Raw genomic sequence first — 23,544 nt, forward strand, 5'->3', positions numbered from 1 at the left:
ACTCAGGCGCGCTGGAGCAGGAACCGCTGGTTGGCGCCGCCGCCCACGGCGTACTGGGAGATCCGCGCGCCGTCGGCGGTCGAGGCGCCCCAGACGTCCATCGCGAGCCCGCTGGCCCGGTTGACCAGGCTCACCACGCCGCCGCCCTGGTCGGTCACCTGCCACTGCTGGGTGGTGGCGCCGGTGTCCGGCTGCTGGGTGATGTCCGCGCCCGAGGCCGTGCTCGCGACCTGCAGGACGAGCCCGCTGTGCCGGGCCCGGATCCGGTGGTAGCCGCCGTCGGAGGCGAGGAAGTCGAACTGCTGGTTCAGCCCGCTGCCGGACTGCCACTGGATCAGTGCCGCGCCGGCCGCGGTCGAGCCGCCGTTGATGTCGGCCGACTTGCCGCTGTGCTGGGCGACGAGCCGGTAGTTCACCCCGGGTTCCACCACCGGCGGCGGGCCGCCGAGGGAAGTGGCGCGGTAGGTGTGCCCGGCCAGGCCCGGGAAGCGGACCAGATCCGCCTCGACACTCGCGGGCTGGACCTTGGCGCCGCTCGTGGTGTCGAGCACCTCGTAGGTCGTGGTGAACAGCCGGCTGCGGACCAGGACGTCGCCGTCACGGTCCGGGGTGATGGTCAGCTGCGTGGCGTAGCCGCCGCTCCAGGCCGCGCCGACCGTGTAGCCGCCGCGGCCGCGCAGTCCGGCGAAGCTGCCGGACGGCCACGCGGGCGGCAATGCGGGCAGGACGTGCAGCTCGCCGTTGTGGCTGTGCAGCAGCAGCTCGGCGATGCCCGAGGTGGCGCCGAAGTTGCCGTCGATCTGGAACGGCGGGTGCAGGTCGAACATGTTGGGCGCCAGCCGGTCGGTCCGCACCAGGAGCCGGATCAGGTCGTGCGCCTTGGCGCCCTCTTCCATCCGCGCCCAGTAGTTGATCTTCCAGGCCAGTGACCAGCCGGTGCCGTCGTCCCCGCGCAGTTCGAGAGTCTTGCGGGCCGCGGTGAACAGCTGGGGCGTGCCGCGCTTGGTGATCTGGTTGCTGGGGTACAGGCCGTACAGGTGCGAGATGTGCCGGTGCGTCCGTTCGGTCTCCACCCAGTCGTAGAGCCATTCCTGGACGTTCCCGCGCGAGCCGACCTTCATCGGCGCCAGCCGCTGCCGGGCCGCCTTGACCTGGTCGGCGAAGGCGGCGTCCACGCCGAGCACCTGGCACGCGCCCGCGCAGCCGTCGAACAGGTCACGCAGGATCTGCATGTCCATCGTCGGTCCGGCGCACACGGACGCGTTCGTGTGGTGGTTCAGCTCCGGCGAGTTCGACGGGTTGGTGACCAGGTAGCCCAGCGACGGCTCGGTGACCAGTGTGTCGAGGAAGAACTGGGCGGCGCCCTTCAGCAGCGGGTAGCGGGCGCGCAGGAAGGTGACGTCGCCGGTGAACCGGTAGTGGTCCCAGATCATCGTGGCGAGCCAGGCACCGCCGGTCTGCCACATCCCGGCCTGCGCGAAGTCCACAATGGAGGATCCGCGCCAGCCGTCGGTGTTGTGGTGGGTGACCCAGCCGCGGGCGCCGTACTCGACCTGCGCGGTGCGCGCGCCGGTGACCGCCAGGTCGGAGATCATCGCGAACACCGGTTCGTAGCACTCGGCGAGGTTGGTGACGTCGGCCGGCCAGTAGTTCATCGGCAGGTTGGCGTTGAGCGTGTACTTCGACTCCCACGACGGGTTCAGGCTGTCGTTCCAGATGCCCTGCAGGTTGGCCGGCTGGGTGCCCGGCCGCGACGAGGAGATCAGCAGGTAGCGGCCGAACTGGAAGAGCAGGGCGGCGAACTGCGGGTCGCTGACGCTGTTGTGCCGGGCGATCCGCACGTCGGTGGGCTGGTCGGCTGCCGCGGTCCGGCCGAGGTCGAGGGTCGTGCGCCCGAACAGCTTCTGGTAGTCGGCCACGTGCCGGCTGCGCAGGGCGTCGTACGACAGGCTCTGCGCGGCCGCCAGCCTCGACCGCGCGATGCCCTGGTAGTCGCCGTTCACCGTGCGGTAGTCGACGTAGCTGGTGCCGACCGAGACCAGCAGCGTCACGGCGGTGGCCCCGGACACCCGCAGCGTGCCGCCGGAGCTGCTGGTGGTCCCGCCCTCGGCGGCGGCACTGACCAGCGCGAGGAACCGGACCGAGCCGGCGATGCCCCGGCTGTCGCTCGAAACGCCGTCCAGCGCGATCGTGGTGCCGTTCGGGCTGGACGTCGACGCCCGCTGCGGCGTGCCCAGCGACGCCGAGAACGAGATCGAGCCCGGCGTCTCGGCCGTCAGCCGCACGACGATCACCTGGTCGACGGCACTGGCGAACACCTCACGCCGGTAGCGCACGTTGTTCGCGACGTAGGTGACGACCGTCGTGGCGGTGGTCAGGTCGAGCCACCGCTGGTACGACGACGCCCCGCTCCCGCCGGACAGCGCGAGGCTGAGCGTGCCGACGGGCTGGTACGGCTGCTGGGCGGCCGGGGTGCCGAGCATCTTCTGGTCGATCAGGGACTGCGCCTGCGTCCACTGGTTCGAGAAGACCAGCTGCCGGATCTGGGCGAGGGCCGCAGCGCCCTGGGTGTTGCTGTAGTCGTGGGGGCCGCCCGCCCAGACCGTGTCCTCGTTGAGCTGCAGGCGTTCGGTGTCGGTGTTGCCGAACACCATGGCTCCCAGCCTGCCGTTGCCGATCGGCAGCGCACGCAGCCACTCGGTGCCGGCCGGCTTGTCGTACCACAGGGCAAGGTCGTTCACCGCGCGGACGTCGGCGGGCGCGGCCGAGGCGGGCCGGGCCGTCGCCGTCCACGCGAGGGGCACCAGCGCGGCACCCAGCCGCATCGCCTGCCGTCGGGTCACGTCGGGCATCGTCGTCCTCCGCTTTCAGGCGCGCTGGAGCTGGAACCGCTGGTTGGCGCCACCGGAGGCGGCGTACTGCGAAATCCGGGCCCCGTCGGCGGTCGAGGCGCCCCAGACGTCCATCGCGAGACCGCTGGCCCGGTTGACCAGGGTGATCGCGCCGCCGCCGGCGTCGGTCACCTTCCACTGCTGGGTCGTCGCGTCGGTGTCGGGCTGCTGGGTGATGTCCGCGCCGGAGGCCGTGCTCGCGACCTGCAGGACGAGTCCGCTGTGCCGGGCGCGGACGCGGTAGTAGCCGTCGGCCGAGGCGAGGAAGTCGAACTGCTGGTTGGCCGCGGTGTGGGCGGTCCACTGGATCAGGGCGGCACCGGCCGCGGTGGACGCCCCGGTGATGTCCGCGGACTTGCCGCTGTGCGCGGCGACCAGGGAGTAGTTCACGCCGACCTGCACCGGCGAGGTGGGCGGGTTCGGGTCACCGCCGCCGAACTGGCTGAAGAACTTCCAGATCTCGGTCTTCGTCCAGCTCCGCGCGCCGCTCTCGCAGCCGGTGCAGCCGTCGACCGGGCCCTGCTGGTGGCCGCCGTCGAACGGCGCCCAGACCACCGGGTAGCCGGTCCGGCAGCCCGAGTAGACGGTCAGGTAGTGGGTTTTGCTGCCCGCGGCGGGCTCGGGGGCGTTCTGCGGGGTGCAGCCGTTGTTGCGGACGAAGGTGTCCCGCAACCCGCGGCCGGCGCCGATGTTGTCCGACACCCCGTGGATGCCGAGGTACGCGACGGGCTGCGTGCCGCCGCTGCACCCGCTGATCGCGCCGGGGGCGGCGATCGCCGCGACCGCGCGGAAGACGGTCGGCCGGGCGCACGCGAGCGCGTAGCTCATCGCGCCGCCGTAGCTGAAGCCCACCGAGAACACCTGCGTCGTGTCGACGCAGAGGTCGTTCGTGATCAGCCGGACCATGTCGTCGGTGAAGGTCACGTCCTCGCCGCCGGAATTGCCCCAGCCGTTGTTGAGACCCTGCGGCGCCACGAAGATCGTCGAGTTGCCCGACTGCGACTGCATGCCGTAATAGGCCCAGGCGTAGCCGTCGCTGCCGCCGCCGGCGACCTGCTCGGCGGTGCCGCCCAGCCAGTGGAAGCCGAAGGCGAGCCGGTGCGGCAGGCTGTTGTCGTAGGTGTCGGGGATCTTCAGGATGAAGCTGCGGCTCTTGCCGTTGCTCTGGATCGTGCGTTTTCCGCTGGTGAGCGTGGGATTCTTGCCGCAGCCCGCACTCGGCGCGGCCGCCTGCGCGGCGTGGGCGGCCGGGGGAGCGGCGCCCACGGCCAGTACGAGCAGCGCGGCGGTCACGAAGATCCGGAACAGCGATCGTAGCCTGGGCATGCAAACCCCTTCGGCGGGCGGGGAAATCCTCGAGACGGCTGCTCGAGGGTGTTTGCGTTGTAGCACGGATTTCGAATGACCGTCCAGCCGGAAATGAAAGTTTCAGTTTTGTCGTCGACAATAAAAACGTTTCCGTGAAATTTCACGGGAGATTTGTTCGTCCGGAGCGGGCGCGGGGTCGTGACACGGTGGCTTGTTAGCGCTAACATGCTCCCGCCGCCCTTCCGTTCACCGACGATCGGAGCACCTGGTGACCTCACCCTTCAGCCGGCGGCGGCTGCTGCAAGCCGCCGGAGCCACCGCCATCGCCTCCGCGGCCGGGTCCGCTGTCGGCTGGGCACCCGCCGCGTCGGCCGCCGTGGCGGCCGGGCCGGTCCGCCCGGACGCCGGGGTGTCCGCGTACGCGTTCGAGCTCGGCCAGGTGCGGCTGACCGCGAGCCGGTGGCTGGACAACCAGAACCGGACGCAGAATTACCTGCGGTTCGTCGACGTCAACCGGCTGCTGTACAACTTCCGCGCCAACCACCGGCTCTCCACCGGCGGCGCGGCCACCAACGGCGGCTGGGACGCGCCGAACTTCCCGTTCCGCAGCCACGTGCAGGGCCACTTCCTGACCGCGTGGGCCCAGCTGTGGGCCGTCGCCGGCGACACCACCTGCCGCGACAAGGCCACCACCATGGTGGCCGAGCTCGCCAAGTGCCAGGCGAACAACAGCGCCGCCGGGTTCGCCGCCGGCTACCTGTCCGGCTTCCCCGAGTCGGACTTCGACAACCTCGAAGCCGGGCGCCTGAGCAACGGCAACGTGCCGTACTACTGCATCCACAAGACCATGGCCGGCCTGCTCGACGTGTGGCAGTACATCGGCAGCACGCAGGCCCGGGACGTGCTGCTGAACCTGGCGGGCTGGGTCGACCGGCGGACCGCGCGGCTCAGTGCCGCGCAGATGCAGTCGGTGCTCAACACCGAGTTCGGCGGCATGAACGCGGTGCTGACCGACCTCTACCAGTTCACCGGCGACGCGCGGTGGCTGACCGCCGCGCAGCGGTTCGACCACGCCGCCGTCTTCGACCCCTTGGCCGCCAACCGCGACCAGCTCAACGGGCTGCACGCCAACACCCAGATCCCCAAGTGGATCGGCGCCGCCCGGGAGTACAAGGCCACCGGCACCACCCGCTACCGCGACATCGCCACGAACGCCTGGAACATCACTGTCGGCGCGCACACCTACGCCATCGGCGGCAACAGCCAGGCCGAGCACTTCCGCGCCCCCAACGCCATCGCCGGCTACCTCAACGCCGACACGTGCGAGAGCTGCAACACCTACAACATGCTCAAGCTGACCCGGGAGCTGTTCGCGCTCTACCCGGATCGCGCCGACCTGGCCGACTACTACGAGCGGGCGCTGCTCAACCAGATGATCGGCCAGCAGAACCCGGCCGACAGCCACGGGCACGTCACGTACTTCAGCTCGCTCAACCCGGGCGGCCGCCGCGGCGTCGGCCCGGCGTGGGGCGGCGGCACCTGGAGCACGGACTACAACTCGTTCTGGTGCTGCCAGGGCAGTGGTGTCGAGACCCAGACGAAGCTGGCGGACTCGATCTACTTCTACTCCGGGACGACGCTGATCGTGAACCTGTTCCTGCCTTCGGTGCTCAACTGGACGCAGCGGGGGATCACGGTCACCCAGACCACGTCGTTCCCGGCGAGTGACACGACGACGTTGACCGTGACCGGGAGCGGGACCTGGGCGATGCGGATCCGGATCCCCGGGTGGACCTCCGGGGCGACGATCAGCGTCAACGGGGTGGCGCAGAACGTCGCGACGACCCCTGGTACCTACGCCACCTTGTCCCGGACCTGGACGTCCGGGGACACCGTCACCGTCCGGCTGCCGATGAAGGTGGCGCTCAAGGCCGCCAACGACAACGCGAACGTCGCCGCTGTCACCTACGGCCCGGTTGTCCTGGCCGGGAACTACAGCTCGAGCACGCTGCCGTCGCTCAACCCGGCTTCCGTCACCCGGACCAGCAGTACCGCGCTGACCTTCAGCGCCACCGCGAACGGTTCTTCGGTCAACCTGGTCCCGTTCTACGACGCGCAGGGTTTTCCCTACACCGTGTACTGGAACACCGGTGGGGCCGGGGCGACCACCTACCGGCTCGTCAACGTGGGGAGCGGGCTGGTGCTCGGCGTCGAGAACATGTCCACCGCCGACGGCGGCCGGGCGCTGCAGTGGTCGGACAGCGGTACCGCCGACCACAACTGGGAAATGATTCCCGACGGCAGTGCCGTGCGGTTCCGCAACGCCCACAGCGGGAAGGTGCTCGGCGTCCAGGACATGTCGACCGCCGACGGGGCCCGGGTGCTCCAGTGGGGGGACAACGGGACCGCCGACCACCGGTGGACACTGGTCGACCAGGGCGACGGGACCACCAAGATCCGGAACGTCAACAGCGGGAAGCTGCTGACCATCGAGAACGGGTCCACGGCCGCCGGGGCGTATGCCCTGCAGGGGCCGGACAACGGGGCCGCGGCCAACCGGTGGCGGGTGGTGCGGAACGGGTGATCCGGTCGCCGCCGGCGCACTGCCGCGGGAACTACGGAGCCGGGGAGCTTTCGCGGGCCGGCTCCGGTTCCCTTGTTCGCCGGCGGCCGATCCGGTGGCCCACCGCGGCCATTGTTCCTGCCGCCACGGCCAGGAAGACCGCCGTCACCAGGATCGCTGCCGCGCTGTTGCCGAGGCCCGGCCCGTTTCCCTTGATCAACGCCACCATGTACGGGGAGACGAAGCCCGCGATGTTGCCTATTGCCGTGATGAACGCGATGCCCGTCGCTGCTGCCGCGCCGGCGAGGAGGTAGGGCGCCTGGGCCCAGAACACCGGGAGCGTCGAGATGCAGCCGATCGCGGCCAGGGTGAACCCGGCCAGGGCCAGTACCGGTGACCCGGTGAGGTTCAGCGCGCTCACCACCAGCCCTGCCACGCCCGCCGTGGCCGGCCAGACGTAGTGGCGGGTGCGTTCTCCGGTGCGGTCCGAGTGGCGGGCCAGGAGCCACATCCCCAGTGCCGCGAAGACGTACGGGATCGCCGTCAGCCAGCCGATCTGGGTGGTCGTGAAGGTGCCCAGTTGCTTGACGATCGTGGGGAGGAAGAACGCCATCGCGTACAGGGGGATGATCATCGAGAAGAACGCGAACGACATGCCCAGCACGCGCTTGTCCTTGACCACCGCGCGGAAGCTCGCTGCCCGGTGGCCCGCCGACCCGTTGGCCGCGTCCTCGCGTGCGAGCTCCGTGGTCAGCCAGGTCCGCTGCTGTTCCGTCAGCCAGGTCGCCTGCGACGGCTTGTCGGTCAGGTAGCGGAGCACCACGAACGCCATCAGGAGGCAGGGGAAGCCCTCGACCAGGAACATGAACTGCCAGCCCGTCAGGCCCCACGGGGTGAAGCCCATCAGCCACGTCGACAGCGGGGCTCCGATGACCGTCGAGATCGGCACCGCCACGTAGAAGACGCCGATCAGGCGGGCTCGGTGGGCGGCCGGGACCCACTGGCTCAGGTACAGCAGCACGCCGGGGACCAGTCCGGCTTCGGCCACGCCCAGCAGGAACCTCAGGCCGTAGAAGCTCCATTCGTCCCGCACCAGGAACATCGCCATCGAGACCAGGCCCCAGGTGAACATGATCCTCGCAATCCAGTAGCGGGCACCCACCCGGTACAGGATCATGTTGCTGGGGACCTCGAAGAGGACGTAGCCGATGAAGAACAGGCCCGCTCCGAGGCCGAATGCCGCTTCGGACAGGGCGATGTCCGGTTGCATCTCGATCTTGGCTATCGAGATGTTCGTGCGGTCGAGGTAGTTGAGGACGTACACGAAGAAGAGGAGAGCTCCCAGGCGCCAGGAGATCTTTCTCAACGTGGCGCGTTCCAGGTTGTCCGGCATGGGTTCTCCTTCTGGTCAGGTCGGCGGGGTGTAGCGGCCGTCCACCGCTGTCCAGCCACCGTCGACCATCAGCGTTGTGCCCGTGACGTACGTTGCTGCGTCCGAGGCCAGGTACACCACCGCTCCCGCCAGCTCCGCCGGCTTGGCCCACCTGCCCAGTGCGCCCTTCGTCGCGTAGGCGTCGTACCACTCCGGGTTGGCCTTGATCTGGTTCGTCAGCGGGGTTTCCACCACCCCCGGGGCGATGGCGTTCACCCTGACGCCTTGTTCGCCGAACTCGGCCGCCGCCGTTTTCACCAGCTGGATCGCTCCCGCCTTCGTGGCCGCGTACACCGCCTGGCCCGGCTCCACCACGTACCCGCGGACCGAGGAGAAGACCACGATGCTGCCCTGTCCTCTTCGGACCATCCGGCGGCCGAAGGCCTGCAGGACCGTGAACGTGGCCTTGAGGTTGAGGTTCACCACCCGGTCGAACTCGGCCGGGGTGTAGTCGAGGATCCGCTTGCGGACGTTCGTCGCCGCCGTCAGGACCAGGATGTCCACCTCGCCCAGGCCGGCCGCCGCCTGCTCGACCGCCGCCGCGTCCGTGACGTCGAGGTCCTGCGCCTCGCCGCCCGCCTCGGCCGCCGTGGCCCGGGCTGTGGCGGGGTCCTTGTCCAGGCACGTCACCTTGGCGCCGTGGGCCGCCAGTGCCAACGCCGCTTCGCGGCCGATGCCGCCCGCCCCGATCAGCGCCGCGCGCTTTCCGTCCAGGCGGAACAAACCTGCGTAGTCGTTCATCGTCTCGCTCATTCCGGCCGGATCACGGCCATGCGGGTCACCGTCAGCTCCTCGATCGCGAACCGGGGGCCTTCCCGGCCGATTCCGGAGTCCTTCACCCCGCCGTACGGCATGATGTCCGACCGGAAGCCCGGGGCCTCGTTCACGATCACGCCGCCCACCTCCAGCTCCTCGATCGCCGTGAACGCCGTCGAGAGGGAGCGTGTGAACACGCTCGCGTGGAGTCCGTAGCGGGAGCGGTTGACCAGGTCGAACGCGGCCGGCAGGTCCGGTACCGAACGGATCGCCACCACCGGTGCGAAGATCTCCTCGCACCACGCCTCCGCGTCTTCCGGGACGTCCGACAGCACGGTCGGCTCGATGGCCCGTCCCACCCGGCGGCCGCCGGCCAGGAGCTTCGCTCCCGCTTCCTCCGCCTTCTCGATCCAGCTCAGCGCCCGGTTCGTCGAGGCTTCGTCGATCAGGGGCGCCACCCGGGTCGCCGGGTCGCGGGGGTCTCCCGTGGTCAGCTCGCCGACGCGGGCCGTCAGCCTGGCGACGAACTCGTCGCGGACCTCGTCGCACACGATCACGCGCTGCACCGCGATGCACGCCTGGCCGTTGAAGTAGAAGCCGCCGCGGAGGACCGCGTCCGCCGCTTTTTCCACGTCCGCGTCCGGCGCCACCACCAGTGCCGCGTTCGAGCCCAGCTCCAGGAGGACCTTGCGGGGTGCCGCGTCCTTCGCGATCCGGTGGCCGACCGCCGCCGATCCCGTGAACGACACCGCCGCCACCCGGGGGTCCGTGACCAGCAGGCGGCCGACCTCGGCGTCGCCGGTGATCACCTGGACGATCTCCGGCGGGGCGCCGTGGCTGGTCGCCGCCTCGCGGACCAGCTCCGCCAGCCAGAGGGCCGACAGCGGGGTGGCCGGGGCCGGTTTGCAGATCACCGGGCAGCCCGCCGCGATCGCCGGGGCGATCTTGTGGCCGGCCAACAGCAACGGCGCGTTGAAGCCCGCGATGCCCACGACCAGGCCGATCGGCTTCCGCGTCCAGTAGCCGATCAGGCCGGCGCCGGACTCCTGGATGTCCAGGGGCACCGTCTCGCCGTGGATGTGGGCCACCTCCTCCGCCGTGGCCGACCAGGTGAACAACGTCCTCGACAGCTCCAGTGCGCAGTCGGCGCGGGTCTTGCCCGTTTCGGCCACCAGGAGCTCGGTGAACTCCGCCGACCGCGCCCGGATCGCCGCCTCGACGTCCAGGAGGATGGACCGGCGGGCCGCCGAGGTCAGCGCGCCCACCCGCTTGACCGCCGCCGCGCCCGCCGCGAGGGCGGTCTCCGCGTCCGCCGGGGAGCCGACCGGTGCCTGGCCCACCACCGATCCGTCGTAGGGGAACACCACCGGTGCCGAGGCCGTGCCGGTGATCCAGCCCGGTCCGATCGGCAGCCCGGCTCGCACCGGCGGGACGGCGAAGCCCGTCATCAGCACCCCTCCTCGGGTGACGCGCACAGGCGCTGTGCACAGGTAGTACCAGGCAGCTGTGGGCCGCCGGATCGATCAGCTGGTCGGACCAGCTGGTGATGTATCGAGGATGAACACGCCGGGCTGGCACGTCAAGCATCTCGGCGAAAATCGGCCCTTACCTGGATGTATGGGACTCCGTTCCGGGTTGGCAAGGTGTCCGACTTGACGTGCGCCACATCCGGCGCCCATGATGCGGAGGCTGTATCCAGCGGTGGACCCGTTCGGCCACAAAGGAGTGACTAGCCGGCATGTCCCGTTACCACGTGGCCTCCGACATCGGAGGCACCTTCACCGACACCGTCGTGATCGACTCGGCCGGCGCCGTGGGCCGCTACAAGTCCTCGACCGTCCCCGACAACCCCGCGCAGGGCGTGCTCGACACCCTGGTGCTCGCCGCCGCCGACCGGGGCGTTCCGCTCGAACAGCTGCTCGCCGACGTCGAGGTGTTCGCGCACGGCACCACCGTCGCCACCAACGCCATGCTGGAGGGACGCCACCGCCGGGTCGGGCTGATCCAGACCCGCGGCTTCGGGGACACCCTGACCGTCATGCGCGGCTTCAAGGGCATCGGCCTCGAAGAAGACGAGATCAAGCGCTTCCGGACGCTCGTCAAGCAGCCCCCGGCCGTGCCGCGGCGGCTGATCGCCGAGGTCACCGAGCGCGTCGACTACGCGGGCCGGGTCGTCTGCCCGCTCGACGAAGCCGACGTCCGGCGGGCCGTGCGCGAGCTGACCGACGCCGGTGCCGAAGTGTTCGCCGTGTCGCTGCTGTGGTCCTTCGCCAACGACACCCACGAGAAACGCGTCGGGCAGATCATCGCCGAAGAAGTCCCGGGCGCCTCGGTCACGCTGTCCTCGGAGTTCCTGCCGCGGATCGGCGAGTACGAACGCACCCTCACCACCGCGGTCAACGCCAGCCTGCGCCCGGTGCTCAAGACGTCCCTCGACTCGTTCGAGCACACGCTCGCCGAGGCCGGACTGAAGTCCGGGCCGCTGCTCATGCAGTCCAACGGCGGCCTGGCCACCTTCGCCGAGGTCGAGAAGCGGGCGGCCGCCACGGTGATGTCCGGCCCGGTCGGCGGGGTCGTCGCCTCGCAGTTCCTGGGCGCCCGCAACGGCTACCGCAACATCGTCACCACCGACATGGGCGGCACCAGCTTCGACGTCGGCCTCGTCCTCGACGGACGGCCCGTCATGTCGAACAAGACCCTCATCGGGCGCGACGAGCTGGCGCTGCCCTCGGTCGCCGTGCGCGCCATCGGCGCGGGCGCCGGGTCGATCGCCTCGGTGCGGGGCGGCGTCCTGCAGGTCGGCCCCGAGTCCGCCGGGGCCCGGCCCGGGCCCGCCTGTTACGGGCGGGGTGGCACGCGGCCCACCGTCGCCGACGCCGACCTCGTGCTCGGCTACCTCAACCCGGGCAACTTCCTCGGCGGCCGGCTGACCCTCGACGTCGAGAAGGCCCGGGCAGCCATCGAGGAGCACGTCGCCGCGCCGAGCGGGCTGAGCGTCGAGGAGGCGGCCGAAGGCATCAAGACGATCGTCGACGCGCGGATGGCGGACCTCGTCCGGCAGGTCACCGTCGAGCAGGGGTACGACCCCACCGACTTCGCCGTGTTCGCCTACGGCGGCGCCGGGCCGCTGCACGCGTTCTCCTACGGCGCCGAGCTGGGCTGCCCGCAGATCGTCGTCCCGATCACCGCGTCGGTGCACTCGGCGTTCGGCATCGGCTGCTCGGACCTCACCATGGTCGAAGAGCTGTCCAAGCCGATGCAGACCCCGCCGGGCACCACCGACCACGCCGCGGCCCTGGCGCCGGACGAGCTCAACGCGACCTTCGACGAGCTGGCCGCTCGCGCCCGCCGCGACCTCGTCGCCGCCGGAGCCGCCGAGAGCAGCATCTCCTACGGCAAGTTCGTGGAGATCCGGTTCCGGGCCCAGATCCACGTCCTCACCGTGCCGATCGACGCCGGCGAGATCACCGCGGCCGACGTCGACGCGATGGTCGAGCGGTTCGTCGAGCTCTACGAAGGCCGGTTCGGCAAGGGGGCCGCGTTCCTCGAGGGCGGCGTCGAAATCACCACCTTCCGGGTCGTCGCCACCAGCCCGGTGCCGCGCGCGGAGTTCGACACCGGCGCCCTCGCCACGCAGGATGCGCCCGAGCCGGGCACGCGCCCGGTGTTCTCCGGCGGGCAGTGGCGCGACGCCACCGTGTACCGCACCGAGCACCTGCGCGACGGCCTGCGCATCGAAGGCCTCGCCATCGTCGAGCTGCGGGACACCACCGTGGTGATCGGCCCCGGCCAGGACGCCGAGGTCGACCGTTTCGGCGACATCGTCATCCAGCACCGCTGACCGGAAGGACACAGCATGACCACCGTCGATCCGGTCACCTACGAGGTCATCCGGCACAAGCTCTGGTCCATCAACTCCGAAGGCGGCACGACCGTCGAGCACGTCTCGGGCTCCCCGGTCGTGCACGCGACCGACTACAACTTCGGCATCTACACCGCTTCCGGCGAGATGGCGATCATCGGCACCTACCTGCTCACGCCGATCTACACCGGCGCGATGGCGATCGAGGTCTTCCTCGACCGCTACACCGACATCGAGCCCGGGGACGTCTTCATCGTCAACGACCCCTACCTGGCCGCGATGCACCAGAACGACGTCCAGTTCTGCAAGCCGGTGTTCCGCGACGGCGAGATCGTCGCCTGGCTCGGCTGCATGGCCCACCAGGTCGACCTCGGCGGCATGGACCCGGGCAGCTGGTGCACCACCGCCACCGACGTCTTCCAGGAGGGCATCCGGATCCCGCCCGGCCGGATCGTCCGCAAGGACGTGCTCAACCAGGAGCTGTGGGACACCATCGTGCTCAACTCGCGGATGCACGACACCGTCGCCAACGACTTCCGCGCGTTCCTGGCCGGCCTGCGGGTGGCCGAGCAGCGGTTCCACGAGCTGTGCGACCGCTACGGCGCCGCAGCCGTCCAGGCGACGATGGCGAAGACGCTGGACAACTCCGAAGCCGACCTGCGGGCGATGCTGCGGGAGCTGCCCGACGGCGTCTACGAGCACACGTCCTATTTGGACCGGCCCGACGGCGGCGACGGCATCGAGCTGCTGCAGGTGCCGTGCCGGCTGGAGAAGACCGGCGACCGGATCGTCTTCGACTTCTCCGGCGCCAGCCCGCAGTCCCCGGCCTACGGCATGACCACCCGCGGCGGCCTCCTCGGCGCGGTGGCGACGCTCATGCTCTGCACGTTCGGCTCGGACATCCCGTGGAACCACGGCCTCATGCGCCCGGTCGAGGTGACGGCGCCGGACGGGCTGTGCGTGACGGCGGTCGAGCCGATGCCGGTCTCCGGCGGCGCGGCCGGCGCGAACTGGACGGCGACCTGCTCGGCGGGCGGGGCGATCGCGAAGATGCTGTCGTTCTCCGAGAAGTACGAAAGCCACGCCTTCGGGCCCTCCGACGGGTCCTGGCAGCTCAACCAGTTCGGCGGCGTCGACCAGCACGGCGAGCCGTTCGCGTCGATGTACATGGACTCGCTGCTGTGGGGCGGTCCGGCGTTCTCCTTCCGCGACGGCGTCGACGCCGGGGGAGCGATGGTCATCCTCTCCGGCGGCGCCACCGACGTCGAACAACAGGAGATGCGCCACCCGCTCCTGTACTTGTGGCGCCGCACGGTCGCCGACTCCGGCGGGGCAGGCACCTACCGCGGCGGCAACGGCATCCAGTTCGCGCTGACCCCGATCGACACGGCCGAGGTCACCGGCGTCCTCGGCACGCACGGCGTGACGCTGCCCAACCGCACCGGCATCTTCGGCGGCCTCCCCGGCTCGTGCGCCCGCTTCGAGCGCGTCACCGGTGCCGGCCCGCTGGCCCACCTCGGCGCCGGCCACCCCGTCAGCGCGTTGTCCGAACTGGACGGTGACCACCAGGTGCTGCCGGGCGTCGCCCCGGCCGCGCGCATCGCCCACGGCGACGTCTTCGAGTGCACGGTCCAGAACGGCGGCGGCTACGGCGACCCGCTGCTGCGCGACCCGGCGAAGGTCGCCGCCGACGTCGAGTCGGGCGCGGTCAGCCACGACGCGGCCGGCCGGCTCTACGGCGTCGTGGTCGGTGACGAGGAGGGCACGAAGCACCTGAGGGAGCGGATCCGTTCGCGGCGGCGGAGCCGGATGGTCGCGCCGGCCTCGCAGGCCACGACCACGGCCGGCGCACCGACGGGGATCTGGGGCGCCTCGCTCACGATCCACGGTGGAGTCGCGTCCTGCCGCCACTGCGGGCACGTCCTCGGCGACCTGGCCGGCGGCTGGGAGGCCATCGCCGGGCGCGTCCCGCTCGGTGCGGACGACCTGGGGTCGCGGGTGGACGTCCACGGCGACCTGGCGGCGGTCGCGTACGTCTGCCCGGAGTGCGTCACGGCGCTGTGGGTCGACGTCGAGCCGGCGGCCGGCAAGACGTGGCGGGACTTCGCGCTGCGGGCGTGACCCCGGCGCCGCCTTCCGGTCAGTCCGGGAGGCGGCCGCCGCACTCCAGGACGAGGTCGGCCATGATCGCCCGGTCGGCCTCGTCCACGTGGTCGGCGTAGTAGGCGTACAACGTCTCCCGCGCCAGCCGGGACGCCAGCAGCCCGTCGCGGTCGGAGATCGCCGTGAAGACCGCGCGGTGGTGGCGGACCGACTGCAGCATCAAGGCCGTCTGGTCGTCGGCGTCGTGGATCTTCTGCTGGATCAGCTTGACGATCGCTTCGCGCGTGACGTCGCCGTAGATCTGGACCAGCTGGTTGCCCGCCGCTTCGGCGATGATCTCGTGGAACTCCATGTCCGCCCGGCCGAACTCGGCGTACCCGCGGGACATCGACTGCCGCATCCGGGCCATGTTGCGCTCGAGCCGGACCAGCTGGGCGTCCGTGCGGCGGCGGGCGGCCAGCAGGTTGGCGGCCGCGTCGGTGATCATCCGGAACTGCACCAGCTCGGCGAGGCCGAACGCCTTCGCCGAGGTCAGCATCGCGACCGACCGCCGGACCGGGCCGACGGACACCGGCAGCACCAGCGGCCCGCGCGGGTCACGCGGCTGCGAGCGGACCAGGCCCATGCTTTCCAGCACCCGCAGGGCTTCCCGGACCGACGCCCGGCCGATCGAGAACTTCTCGACGAGCTCGCGTTCGCTCGGCAGCCGGTCGCCGGGCTTGAGCTGCCCGGCGGCGATCGAGTTCTGGACGTGGTCGACCACCCGCTGGAAGACCCGGCCGTCCGTGGCCGGCCCGGCCGTCGCCCGGTTGTCCTCAGGAGGCATCCGCGGCCCCCGCCCGGAGCTGGGTCATCGTGGCCTCGATGTGGGCACGCGCCAGCCGTTCGGCGGCCGGACCGTCGCCGGCTTCGATGGCGTCGGCGATGGCGATGTGCTCCTCGATCGCTCGCGAGGCGTGCTCGGGGCGGACCAGGGCGACCGGCGCGAACACCTGCGCCGTCATCCGCAGGATCGGCGCCTGGCCGAGCACGTAGGCGTTGCCCGACAGGTGCATGACCTGCTCGTGGAAGTCCACATTGGACTGCGTGTAGTCCTGGGGTCGCCACGGTTCGACGGCCGCCTGCTGCAGCCGGATCGCCTGTCGCAGGTGCCGGCCCTGCTGGGGGTCGCCGCGTTCGGCGGCCAGCCGGGCGGCCAGCCCGTCGACCACCGCCCGCAGCTCGTAGGCGGCCAGCAGGGTGGCCAGATCGCCGGTGACGACCTGGGCCCCCTGGCTGGCCTTGACCTGGACGAGCCCCTCCTGCTCCAGCAGGCGGAACGCCTCGCGCAGCGGGGTCCGGCTGACCCCGAGCTCGGCCGACAGCTGCTCCTGCCGCAGCCACGAGCCGGTGGGGTAGCGGTGGGTGTAGATGCGCTCGCGGATCACCGAGGCGATCTCGTCGACGAGCGGAACCCGCGCGGACGAGCCTCTCCGGCCGGTGGTGCTGGGCATGCCGACAAGTCCTCCCCGCTGCGCGTCACTCCTTTGGATACTGTAGCGCGCAACGCTCACCACCGGCAGCAATGACTCGTTCAGGCCTTCCTGGTCGGGCCAGCTGTCAGCCCGTGAACGACTCCTCCGCGGCCAGGACCAGCGCCGTGACCGTGGCGTTGACCGGGGCCGGTGCCCCCACCTTGGCGGCCTCCCGGGGGATCGACCCGTTGATCACCTCGATCTCCGAACGCCGTCCGGCGAGGTGGTCCAGCAGCAGCGACGGCCGGGCGCCCGCGATGGCGCTGCCGATCCGGCGGACGTGCTCGACCGGGTCCCCGACCCGCAGGTCGATCCCGCGGGCGGCGGCGACGGCAGCGGCCTCGGCCGCGCAGCCGCTCGCGACCGGCCACAGGTGCGCGTCGGTGAGCACCTCGCCGATCGTGCGCCCGCTGAGCGCGCACGTCGCCGAGAACGCCACGTTGACCAGCAGCTTCTCCCACACCATCCGGTCGAGGTCGGTGAACAGCGCAACGGTGAACCCCGCCGACCGCCACACCTCCGCCGAAGCGTCCAGCCGCTCGGCGGGCAGCCCCGCGTATGCGCCGAACCGCACCATCTCCATGCCCTGGTGGTGGACGTGCCCGGGCGCGGCGAGTGCCGCACCGAAGCCACCGACCACGCCCACCGCGAGCCGGTCGGCGCCGACGACCGGCGCCACTCGCTCGGCCGAGCCGAGGCCGTTCTGGATGGTCTGCACCACCGTCTCCGGGCCCAGCAGCGGCAGCGTGGCCTTCGCCGCCGCTTCGACGTCGTAGGCCTTGGTGGCGATGACGACGAGGTCGCAGACGCCGATCCCGTCGGTGCCCGTCGAGGCGTGCACCGCGACCGTCCGGTCGCCGCTGAAGCCGCTCACCCGCAGGCCCGCCCGCCGCATGGCCTCGACGTGGTCGGACCACAGCGTCACGGCGTGGACCTCGTGACCGGCGTCGGCCATCAGCCCGGCGTAGACCGACCCCAGCGCGCCGGCGCCGACGATCGCCACTTTCTTCATGCCAGCTCCAGCAGTGCGGCGGTGGCGGTGACGGTGGCCGCGTGCCGGAGGTGGGCGGCGTCGACGAGCATCCCGTCCACCGAAGTGGCGCCCCGTCCGGCGGCTTCGGCCTCGCGGTAGGCGGCGACGACCTTCCGCGCGTGTTCGATTTCCGCGCCGGTCGGCGCGAAGGCCTCGTTCGCGATCTCGACCTGCGACGGGTGGATGGCCCACTTGCCGACGTAGCCCATCGCGCCGGCCCGCTCGGCCGCCGTCCGGTAGGCCGCCGGGTCGCGGAAGTTCGGGAAGGGCGCGTCGATCGCGGCGATCCCCGCCGAGCGCGCCGCGACGACGACGCGCGAGCGGGCATAGTGCCAGATGTCGCCCGGGTAGTCGACGACCGGGTCGAAGTTGGTGTCGACGCGCGCGCCCTGCGACGCCGAGAAGTCGCCGGCACCGAAGATGACGGCCTCCAGGCGGTCGCTGGCGCGCACGATCTCGCCGACGTTCTCGAGCCCTTCGGTTTCCTCGATCAGGACTTCGAGGGCGATGCGCCCGGTCAGGCCGAGGGTTTCTTCGAGCTGGGTCAGCAGCACGTCCACCCACCAGACGTCCCGGGCGCGCCGGACCTTCGGCACGATGATGACGTCGAGGCACTCGCGCGCCCCGGTGACCACCTCGATCACGTCGCCGTGGGCCCACCGCGTGTCGACCGCGTTCATCCGGATCGCCCGCAGCGTGCGGCCCCAGTCCAGTTCGCGCAGCGCGGCCGCAGCTTTCCCGCGGGCCGCCTCGCGCTCGGCGGGGGCACAGGCGTCTTCCAGGTCGAGGAAGACGAGGTCGGCGCCGGACGCCGCCGCCTTCTCGAACATCCACTCGTTGCTGGCCGGGGTGGCCAGTTCGCTCCGGCGCGGCCGGCTCGGTGCGGGCACGGTCAGATCACTCCCTGCGCGGAAAGGTCGGTCATGGTGGTGTCGTCGAGCCCGAGCAGCTCCCGGTAGACGACGTCGTTGTGCGCGCCGACCGCCGGGCCGAGGTGCTCGACGCGGCCCGGGGTGGCCGACAGGCGGGGGACCGGTCCCTGGACCCGCATGGCGCCGAGGTCGTCGTCGGGGACGCTGACGTAGGTCTGCCGGGCCTGCAGCTGGGGATCGGCGAGCAGCTGCGCGGAGTCGTACACGGGCGCGGCGGCGACTTCGGCTGCCTCGAACACGGCCATGGCTTCGTCGAGGGTGTGCTCGGCGATCCAGTCGGCCATCACCTTGTCGACGAGGCCGGCGTTGCGCAGCCGCTCCTGCGGTTCGGCGAACCGCGGGTCGCTGGTGAGATCGGCGCGGCCGACGGCCCGCAGCGCCCGCATCGCGATCGACGGCGCACTGCCGGACATGGCCAGCCACCGGCCGTCCGAGGTCCGGTAGGTGTTGCGCGGCGCGGAGATGTCCCACCGGTTGCCGGTGCGCACCGGGATGGTGCCGAGCTGGTCGTAGGTGATGACGGACTGTTCGAGCAGCCGCGCGAGCGGTTCGATGAGGTTGCAGTCGATGAGCTGGCCGCCCGCCCCGTGCACGTCCCGGTGGTACAGCGCCATCATGACGGCGTAGGTGCAGTTGAGGGCGGCGACGCCGTCGGCGAGCATGAACGACGGCAGCGTCGGCGGGCCGTCCGGGCTGCCGGTCAGGTGCGCGAACCCGCTCATCGCCTCGCCGAGCGTACCGAAACCAGGCCGGTCACTCTTCGGCCCGTCGGCCCCGAACCCGGTGACGTGCACCATGACCAGCCCGGGATTCGCGGCCGCGAGGGACGCGTAGTCCAGGCCCCACTTCCGCATGGTCGACGGCCGCAGGTTCATGATCAGCACGTCGGCGGTCCCGGCGAGCTGCCGCAGCAGGTCCCGGCCCGCTTCCAGGCGAAGGTTCAGCGTCGCGGACTTCTTGTTGCGGCTCAGGCTCTTCCACATCAGGCCGACGCCGTCGCGCTGCGCGCCCCACTGCCGCATCGGGTCGCCGCCGCCCGGCTGTTCGATCTTGACGACCTCGGCCCCGAACTCGCCGAGCCAGGTCGCGACCAGCGGGCCCGCCGCGAGTGTCGCCGCGTCGACGACCCGGACTCCCTTGAGTGCCGCGCCGTCCGCGCCACTGAGTGACATCGCTGCCTCGCTCCCTTGCTCCACAGATTGGATACAATGGGATAGTGCAGGTCGGACCGGTTCAAGTCAAGAGAAAGTGGGCGCACGGCGATCGCCGAGCGTGGGACGGGGGCAACTGGTCTGACCAGAAGTGGATCAGCCGGGATTGCTGTCGGCGTACTTGACGGTGATGTTCTTGAAGCCGAGCGACTGAAGCAGGCCGGTCAGCATCGTCCGGGTGTTCCGTTCCGCGTCGGCCACCAGGGAGCTCTTCGCGGCCGCGGCCTGGATCTGCTTCTGGGCGAGCTCGTAGAGCGCCTGCTGTGAGTTCGGGTTGCCGGTGAGGAACTCGTTGATCCGGGTGAACAGGCCCTGCTGCTGGGCGTACACATGGGACTCGTGGACGTCCAGCGTCGCCGGTGCCAGCTGGGCGTGGCCCAGCGTGATCGTGGCGGACTGGCGATCGTCGGAGACCTGGACCGCATTGCCTTTCAGGTGCGAGAAGTCCACGTAGGCGTTGTCGGTGCCGACGCCGATGAACAGCGTGTCACTGCCCACCAGGAAACTCGGGAGGATGGAACTGGTGGTGATGTCCACGACCACCTGGAACGAACCGCTGGCCGCCTCGTAGCGCGAAAGCTCGACGATCGACTGCAGCAGCACCGGACCGGAGTGCTCCTCGGTCTGCTGGGCGAACGGGTTGCGCATCTGGGGTAACAGGTGCACGGCCGATGCGACGAGCACCGCCGCGATCAGCACCACCACAGCCACAGCCAACGCGACGAGCCGCTTGCCCCAAGCACCCATGCCGGGAGGAATACCCACGCGGCGGCCCGGCCAACCGAGCGGTACGGTCGGGCCCGGGCGAAGGGAGACGTCGTGCGCAAGTCGTGGTGGCTGTGGATCCTGCTGGTCGTCCTCGTCATCCTGGTGCTGGGCCTGATGTTCGGCACCGGCTACCGCCGGGGCACCCAGCTCGGCGTCTCCGAAAACCCGGTGGTGGTCCGGGCCGCCTGAGTCACTTCCGCCGCCGGGCGCCGGCCGCGACGGGCGCGTCCCGATAGCTCAGAATCCCTTCCACGCCGCGGAGGAACGTGGCGCAGATCGGGGCCGGGTCGGTGAGGCAGCCCGCGGCCATGGCGCCGTCGCGCAGCATCACGAAGTGCTGGGCCGCCGGCTCCGGGGCGGTCTCGCCCGTTTCGGCGAGCAGTTCCGTGACGGTCTCCAGGAACCACTGCCGGTGCGCCAGCACGGCTTGGTGGACCGGGTGGGTGGGGTCGGGGTACTCCGCGGCGGCGTTGAGGAAAGCGCAGCCGCGGAAGCCGGGCGCCCGGATGCCGTCGGCGATCGTCGCCGCGACCGCCCGGACGGCGTCGGCGGGTGAGCGGTTCGCCGAGGACGTCCGCGCGGCGGCCACCTCGGCCCGGATCATGCGGTCGGCTTCGGTCAGGTACGCCACCAGCAGGTCGTCCTTGCTGGGGAAGTGGCGGTAGAGGGTGGCCCGGGTGACGCCCGCGTCGGCGATGACCCGGTCGATGCCCACCGAATGCAGGCCTTCGGTGTAGAACAGCCGGCTCGCCGAGGCCAGCAGCCGTGCGCGTGCTTCGGACACTGGACGTCCCACCTCCCGGTTCCGCTGCGCCGAGCCTAGCAGATAGAACGGTCGGTCTTGACGGCGGCGCCTCGTCGCTGTCATAGTCGGCAACAAGACAGATCGTTCTATCTACCGGGAGCGTGCATGACCACGAACACCGCTTCGGCCGTCGGCCCCGCGGAATCCCTGCGCCGGCTCTACTTCGTCCGGTTCGGCTTCGCCCTCGTCTGGGCGGGCCTGCTTTTCACGACCGCGTCGAGCCTCGGCCCGGTCGCCATCGCCTTGCTGGTGTTGTATCCGCTGTTCGACGTGGTCGCCGCGGTGCTGGATGCACGTTCGGCGAAGGCGGACTGTTCGGGGGTCCGGGTGGCGAAGCCCCCGGCCCGGGGCGAAGCCCCGGTTGTCGCAGCGGGCAAGCCGATCACGGCGCTCTACGTGAACGTCGCGATCAGCCTGCTCGCCGCCGCCGGTCTGGGCGTCGCCGCCGCGTCCGGGATCCCGGGCGTCCTGCGGGTGTGGGGCAGCTGGGCGATCGTGGCCGGCCTCGTCCAGCTCTTCGTCGGTGCTGCCCGGCGTGGCCTCGGCGGCCAGTGGCCGATGATCCTCAGCGGCGCGATCTCCGTCGTGGCCGGTACTTCCTTCATTCTGCAGGCCACAATGGACGGTGCGTCGCTGACCGCACTGGCCGGTTACGCCACGCTGGGCGGCATCTTCTTCCTCGTTTCCGCGCTGCGGCTCAGGAGCACGCCGTCCCGTTGAGCGTCGCCTGCTGGAACGGCGGCGTGCCACCGGTGTAGTTCGCGTTGTAGCCGAGCGTGGTCGTCGCGTTCGTGCCGAGGCTGCCGTTCCACGCCGCGTTGCCGACCGTGACGACGTCGCCGCCGTCGTTCCAGGTCCCGTTCCAGCCGTTGGTGACGGTCACGCCGGGCGCGGAGAACTTCAGCGTCCAGCTGCTGAGGGCCGCACCGCGGTTTTCGATGACGATCTCGCCGGTGTACCCGGTCGGCCAGCTGCTGACCACCCGGTGGGTGACCTTGCAGCCGCCGGTCGGCTGCGGGGTCGTGGTGGTCGGTGTCGTGGGTGTCGTGGGTGTCGTGGGTGTTGTCGGGGTTGTCGGGGTGGTGGTCTGGATCGGCCCGGCCGCGATGGCGAGGTCGTAGGCCCGCTGGGGCACGAACTGGCCGGCCGTGGCGATGCAGCCGTCCGCCTCGCCCGGCGGCTTGACCCACAGGAACGCGTCGATCTGGCTGTCACCGGTCTGGTTGGTGCTCGGGGTGCCGATCGCGCGCCCGGCCGGGTCGCACCACTCGCTGCCCAGCGGCCCGTTGCCGTTGCGGCTCGTGTCGACCACGGCCTTCAGGCGCGAGTCGCCGAGCTGGCCGAGGATCGCCTTGGCGTAGGCGACTTCGTCGGCGGTCGAGCGGTAGTTGGACACGTTGGTGGAGATGCCGTCGGCGCTGTTGGAGATGTCCGTGGCCCGCAGCCGGTTCGCGGCTTCGCCGGGGGAAAGCCAGGCGGAGTGCCCGATGTCGAAGTACACCTTCGCCTGCGAGGAACCGGCCTTGAGCTTCTTGCCCGCGTACGCCATCGACGCCGTGGTCTGGCGCTGCTGGTCGCTGTTCTGGCAGTTCGTCATCTGGGGCAGCACGTCGGGTTCGAGCACGATGGCCGCGGGGCGGCCCGCCAGGCCGGCCGCCACCTGGTCGATCCAGGCCCGGTACGCGTCGTGCGACGGCGCACCGCCGCTGCTCGCGCCACCGCAGTCGCGGTTGGGGATGTCGTAGACCACCATGATCGGGATCTTGCCCGCGGCCGCCGCCGCGCTGGTGTAGGCGTCCACCTCGCCGCGCACCGTGGACGTGTTCGTGGTGGTGAACCAGCGGGCCTGCGGAACCGAGGCGATGCGGTCGCGGATCACGGCCGCGCGGGAGTCGCCCGGGTTCGCCGCGACCCACTTCGCCGCGTTGGTGGTCGGATCGGTGTAGTACGCCGAGGCGGCGGCCTGCGCGCCGGCCCACGTCGTCGTGGCGACGACCCCGGTCACGGCCACGGCGGCGAGACCGCCGGCGGCCACTGTCCTGCTTCGCATGCACGTTCTCCTTCGAACGACGGGGAGCGCCGGAAACGATTGCTGGGAGCGCTCCCAGCAATCGGAGACTGTAGCCGGGGAACGCGGCCCGGGAAAGGGTCCGGCGGTGGTGTGCTCGGCCGAAGGCGCGAAAATTACATTTGCGCGATGCCGTGTTGCACGGTGGGTATACCTCGCTGAGCTGCGGCAATGCCGTGCCGGAGAAGGCGGCGATGCGTTGTTTCGTAAAGTGCGCCGGGTGCCGGCGTTCAGCAGTTGTTCAGTGCGGGGAGTGGCTGTTAGCGTTAACGGCCAGCGTGTCCGCCGCCGGTCGATT

General features: G+C 70.9%; 18 protein-coding genes. 5 read left to right on the forward strand and 13 right to left on the reverse strand.

The annotated features are described in order from the left end of the window. Window positions 1-2: 2 nt before the first annotated feature. Complete coding sequence (locus tag BLW76_RS21380) at window positions 3-2,852, reverse strand: glycosyl hydrolase family 95 catalytic domain-containing protein (RefSeq protein WP_091310121.1); 2,850 nt, start codon at window positions 2,850-2,852, stop codon at window positions 3-5. Window positions 2,853-2,867: 15 nt separating this feature from the next. After that, window positions 2,868-4,217, reverse strand: a complete 1,350-nt coding sequence (locus BLW76_RS21385) for an RICIN domain-containing protein (protein ID WP_091310123.1) — start codon at window positions 4,215-4,217, stop codon at window positions 2,868-2,870. A 250-nt stretch (window positions 4,218-4,467) separates the two neighbouring features. On the opposite strand from BLW76_RS21385, the gene BLW76_RS21390 reads away from it, so the two are divergent. Next, window positions 4,468-6,783, forward strand: coding sequence for a beta-L-arabinofuranosidase domain-containing protein (locus BLW76_RS21390; protein WP_091310124.1), 2,316 nt, complete (start codon window positions 4,468-4,470; stop codon window positions 6,781-6,783). A gap of 31 nt (window positions 6,784-6,814) precedes the next feature. Here BLW76_RS21390 and BLW76_RS21395 read toward each other — a convergent pair whose 3' ends face one another. Genes BLW76_RS21395 through BLW76_RS21405 form a run of 3 tightly spaced genes read right to left on the reverse strand, consistent with a single transcriptional unit; the run spans window position 6,815 to window position 10,398 of the window. After that, a complete protein-coding gene (locus BLW76_RS21395) occupies window positions 6,815-8,155 on the reverse strand; it encodes an MFS transporter (RefSeq protein ID WP_091310127.1) in 1,341 nt (446 codons plus the stop codon). 15 nt (window positions 8,156-8,170) lie between these two features. Next, window positions 8,171-8,947 carry an SDR family NAD(P)-dependent oxidoreductase gene (locus BLW76_RS21400; protein WP_091310129.1) on the reverse strand — a complete coding sequence of 259 codons (777 nt, stop codon included), beginning with the start codon at window positions 8,945-8,947 and terminating at the stop codon, window positions 8,171-8,173. After that, window positions 8,944-10,398, reverse strand: coding sequence for an aldehyde dehydrogenase family protein (locus BLW76_RS21405; protein ID WP_091319653.1), 1,455 nt, complete (start codon window positions 10,396-10,398; stop codon window positions 8,944-8,946). The genes BLW76_RS21400 and BLW76_RS21405 overlap by 4 nt, the downstream gene beginning before the upstream one ends. 290 nt (window positions 10,399-10,688) lie before the next feature. Here BLW76_RS21405 and BLW76_RS21410 point away from each other — a divergent pair, with 290 nt between their 5' ends. Both BLW76_RS21410 and BLW76_RS21415 read left to right on the forward strand, forming a co-directional pair. Next, window positions 10,689-12,791, forward strand: a complete 2,103-nt coding sequence (locus BLW76_RS21410; RefSeq protein WP_091310131.1) for a hydantoinase/oxoprolinase family protein — start codon at window positions 10,689-10,691, stop codon at window positions 12,789-12,791. Window positions 12,792-12,806: 15 nt separating this feature from the next. Next, complete coding sequence (locus BLW76_RS21415; protein WP_091310133.1) at window positions 12,807-14,933, forward strand: hydantoinase B/oxoprolinase family protein; 2,127 nt, start codon at window positions 12,807-12,809, stop codon at window positions 14,931-14,933. A 19-nt stretch (window positions 14,934-14,952) separates the two neighbouring features. On the opposite strand, the gene BLW76_RS21420 is transcribed toward BLW76_RS21415, so the two are convergent. The 6 genes from BLW76_RS21420 to BLW76_RS21445 form a co-directional block, all read right to left on the reverse strand. Further along, complete coding sequence (locus BLW76_RS21420) at window positions 14,953-15,741, reverse strand: FadR/GntR family transcriptional regulator (RefSeq protein WP_091310135.1); 789 nt, start codon at window positions 15,739-15,741, stop codon at window positions 14,953-14,955. Beyond that, entirely contained in the window at window positions 15,731-16,408 is a 678-nt protein-coding gene (locus BLW76_RS21425) for a GntR family transcriptional regulator (protein ID WP_091310137.1), read from the reverse strand. The genes BLW76_RS21420 and BLW76_RS21425 overlap by 11 nt, the downstream gene beginning before the upstream one ends. 106 nt (window positions 16,409-16,514) lie before the next feature. Beyond that, window positions 16,515-17,441: a ketopantoate reductase family protein gene (locus BLW76_RS21430; protein WP_091310139.1), complete on the reverse strand. Its 927-nt coding sequence runs from the start codon at window positions 17,439-17,441 to the stop codon at window positions 16,515-16,517. Then, on the reverse strand, window positions 17,438-18,352 hold the full coding sequence (locus BLW76_RS21435; protein ID WP_091310142.1) for an HpcH/HpaI aldolase/citrate lyase family protein: 915 nt from the start codon (window positions 18,350-18,352) through the stop codon (window positions 17,438-17,440). The genes BLW76_RS21430 and BLW76_RS21435 overlap by 4 nt, the downstream gene beginning before the upstream one ends. A gap of 2 nt (window positions 18,353-18,354) precedes the next feature. Continuing rightward, complete coding sequence (locus BLW76_RS21440) at window positions 18,355-19,566, reverse strand: CaiB/BaiF CoA transferase family protein (protein ID WP_091310145.1); 1,212 nt, start codon at window positions 19,564-19,566, stop codon at window positions 18,355-18,357. 135 nt (window positions 19,567-19,701) lie between these two features. Next, window positions 19,702-20,352: a DUF4230 domain-containing protein gene (locus tag BLW76_RS21445; protein WP_244170249.1), complete on the reverse strand. Its 651-nt coding sequence runs from the start codon at window positions 20,350-20,352 to the stop codon at window positions 19,702-19,704. A gap of 72 nt (window positions 20,353-20,424) precedes the next feature. Here BLW76_RS21445 and BLW76_RS48645 point away from each other — a divergent pair, with 72 nt between their 5' ends. Further along, on the forward strand, window positions 20,425-20,562 hold the full coding sequence (locus BLW76_RS48645; protein ID WP_167384672.1) for a hypothetical protein: 138 nt from the start codon (window positions 20,425-20,427) through the stop codon (window positions 20,560-20,562). 1 nt (window position 20,563) lies between these two features. On the opposite strand, the gene BLW76_RS21450 is transcribed toward BLW76_RS48645, so the two are convergent. Continuing rightward, window positions 20,564-21,157: a TetR/AcrR family transcriptional regulator gene (locus tag BLW76_RS21450; protein WP_091310146.1), complete on the reverse strand. Its 594-nt coding sequence runs from the start codon at window positions 21,155-21,157 to the stop codon at window positions 20,564-20,566. 126 nt (window positions 21,158-21,283) lie between these two features. Between BLW76_RS21450 and BLW76_RS21455 the strand changes: the two genes are divergently transcribed. Next, window positions 21,284-21,898: a hypothetical protein gene (locus tag BLW76_RS21455; protein WP_091310149.1), complete on the forward strand. Its 615-nt coding sequence runs from the start codon at window positions 21,284-21,286 to the stop codon at window positions 21,896-21,898. On the opposite strand, the gene BLW76_RS21460 is transcribed toward BLW76_RS21455, so the two are convergent. After that, entirely contained in the window at window positions 21,876-23,213 is a 1,338-nt protein-coding gene (locus BLW76_RS21460; RefSeq protein ID WP_091310152.1) for a glycoside hydrolase family 6 protein, read from the reverse strand. The genes BLW76_RS21455 and BLW76_RS21460 overlap by 23 nt on opposite strands. Window positions 23,214-23,544: the final 331 nt, after the last annotated feature.

The sequence above is a fragment of the Amycolatopsis tolypomycina genome (assembly GCF_900105945.1).
Lineage (GTDB): Bacteria > Actinomycetota > Actinomycetes > Mycobacteriales > Pseudonocardiaceae > Amycolatopsis > Amycolatopsis tolypomycina.